3 protein-coding genes and 1 pseudogene are annotated in these 2380 nt (G+C 41.8%); all 4 read left to right on the top strand.

Annotated elements, in window-relative coordinates; translation table 11 throughout:
* Positions 1-605: 605 nt before the first annotated feature.
* The gene (locus ACED60_RS25480) at positions 606-962 is read left to right on the top strand and encodes a hypothetical protein (RefSeq protein WP_102421257.1); all 357 of its coding nucleotides are present in this window, start codon (positions 606-608) and stop codon (positions 960-962) included.
* Positions 963-999: 37 nt separating this feature from the next.
* Positions 1000-1386: a hypothetical protein gene (locus ACED60_RS25475; RefSeq protein ID WP_371728721.1), complete on the top strand. Its 387-nt coding sequence runs from the start codon at positions 1000-1002 to the stop codon at positions 1384-1386.
* Positions 1387-1464: 78 nt separating this feature from the next.
* Positions 1465-1800, top strand: coding sequence for a hypothetical protein (locus tag ACED60_RS25470; RefSeq protein WP_017103916.1), 336 nt, complete (start codon positions 1465-1467; stop codon positions 1798-1800).
* Between the two features lie 54 nt (positions 1801-1854).
* Positions 1855-2297, top strand: a pseudogene (locus tag ACED60_RS25465) (lytic transglycosylase domain-containing protein).
* The last annotated feature ends 83 nt before the right edge of the window (positions 2298-2380 follow it).

The following is a 2380-nucleotide window of genomic DNA, read 5'->3' as shown; positions in this document are numbered from 1 at the left end:
CGCAAGCGGTCGTCAAAACGGCTCTCAGTACCACAGTACGCCCATTTGCTCTATGTTTGATTATATTGCTTTGTCATGGTGTCGTTTTGTTGATTCTTGTCTTATAGGGCTTGATAGGCGGCTTTTTTATTATGACGGTTTAAGGCTGATTTTAAGTGCTGCGTTGTGGTAACGGCTTGAGTTGGGCGTTACCCTTCGGGCAAGGCTTTTCGCTTGTATCTTTCATCTATGGCCTAAGAGTGGCATCACCCTGGTGAGTCACTGCGTGCCGCCCCAGGCTGTGCCTCTCTACAGCCCCTATCTAAAAGGATATCGCTGCAATCCTGAACGCCTGCGCTACTGCGTAGCTGCGCCTCGTCGTGCCTCCTCGTTACCTTTCACTGATTTCAATTAAGTTCGAGTAAGGGCTTGCTGTCTTATGTGCCGATTTCCCTTTCGACTCGCATCATTTGATGGGGCTCGCAGGCTGTTAACCCTCCTCAATCAGAACCTTCTCTGCAAGGGTAAATGAACGCTTCGCGCCCCTGCAGAGAAGAACCATGTTTGAGGTGTGGACAGCCAAGCGGCTCCATAAAAGTGATACTCAAACAGAAAGGAAACTCCTCATGGCACAACAACATACAACCCCAACTCTCTCTAAATCGAATTTCAGCGACCAGCGTTTCGCCGCTGGGCACGAAAGCTCACCAAAAAATGATATCTCTTTACTGCGTATTCCTCAGCGTACAGAGGGAGAAGAGCACGGCTTTTCTCTTACGCCGTGTAGCGATATTACCTTAGCTGAACTCAAAATCGCGGGATTTACTCTGCGTGATTCTAAGTTCTACCCATCCACTCTGGCTGAGGTTGAGAAGAGTATCTTACATCACTTTAAAATAGGGGACTTAACTGACAATTTTATTGTGAAGGATGTATCAACCCCTTCGAGAGCCCTCTTTTCGTTCCACCGTTGCCCGTTTTAATTACTGGGATATTTTGTATTAACGTAAGGAGTAAGTCATGAAATATCTCTCTCACTATGTTCAAGACAAACAAACGCTAGCATTTAATGAAGCAGGGGCATTTTTTGCCTTTTCCACTAAACAGTTCGATGAAGCAAAAAAAGAGGGCGTGAAATATGCGTCGTTAGGTATGGGTTTAATTTGCCCTGTTGATAATGTAAAGCAATTAATGACCCGTTTAGATTCTATTGCTCAAGAAGGGATCGCCGAAGACATCGAAGAGAATGGTAAAAAAGCGATCATTCGCCGTGAGCTATTCAATCACGAGTGTTTTTATACCAATGACATTTGTGATTGTGTCGAAAGTCTCGAAGGGTATGGTATTTCTTACGATGAAGTGTATGAGGTGTTTAATCACATTCGTAAAACGGAAGACGTTTCTTAAACGCTAAAAGTAAAGCGCCTTGATATTTGCTGTATCAAATATCAAGGCAAATTCAATTTAAATACAGGGGTAAATAAAATGAACATTAAAAATCTTACATCAGGTAACGAAGAAATAAAAGAAAAAAATTATGTTTGTACGGCTGTGCCGTTTGATCTTGGCCAAGTCGTTTGTACACAAGGCATTGCTGAACTGCTAAATAACAATATTGGTGTGAATTTACCGATTTACTTACATCGTCACCAAAATGGTGATTGGGGAAATGTCTGTGTTGAAGATAAACTTACCAATGATGAAGCCACCAAGACAGGCGAGCGGGTTTTATCCAGTTACACCATTTGTAATGAACAAGTCTGGATAATTACCAAGCGTGATCGTAGTTGCACTACGATTTTGCTCCCGAATGAATATTGATGACGTCAATTCACGCGATATAATGGAGTTCCTTTGGACTCCATTTTTTAGTTTATGAAAAAATCAATCTTATTATTGTCGGTGTTTCCAAGTGTTGGGTATTCGTTTTGTTTTGATGAAGCAGGACAACATTATAATGTTGCTCCAGCTTTGCTGCGAGCGATAGCACAAGTTGAAAGCAGTCTTGATCCTAATGCTTATAACGAAAACAAAAATAAAAAAGGTCAAGTAACCAGTCGTGACTTTGGACTCATGCAAATTAACTCTATTTGGTTTCCTCGATTGGCTGAATTTAACGTCAATAAAGCCAATATTTACAAACCTTGTTTTAATGTTTCATTAGGTGCGTGGGTATTAAGTTCTAACTTTGCGAGTCATGGTTATTATTGGAACAGTGTCGGCGCTTATAATGCGGGTTTTCCAAACGCACCGAGAACGCCAGAAAAATATACATCCCAAAAGTCCAATCGGTTTATTTTAAGATTAACGTTAAATAAAAGGCATTGCACCGTAATGGTGCGAAGCCTTTAGCTTTTCCTCTCGCTTTCTTCCTTCAATTTCCAGATCCCCCGCATCCCTC

This window comes from Vibrio sp. 1F279, assembly GCF_041439815.1.
GTDB classification, from domain to species: Bacteria; Pseudomonadota; Gammaproteobacteria; order Enterobacterales; family Vibrionaceae; genus Vibrio; species Vibrio tasmaniensis_A.
The sequence above is the reverse complement of the archived record's forward strand: the minus strand, read 5'-3'. Positions and strand labels throughout refer to the sequence as shown.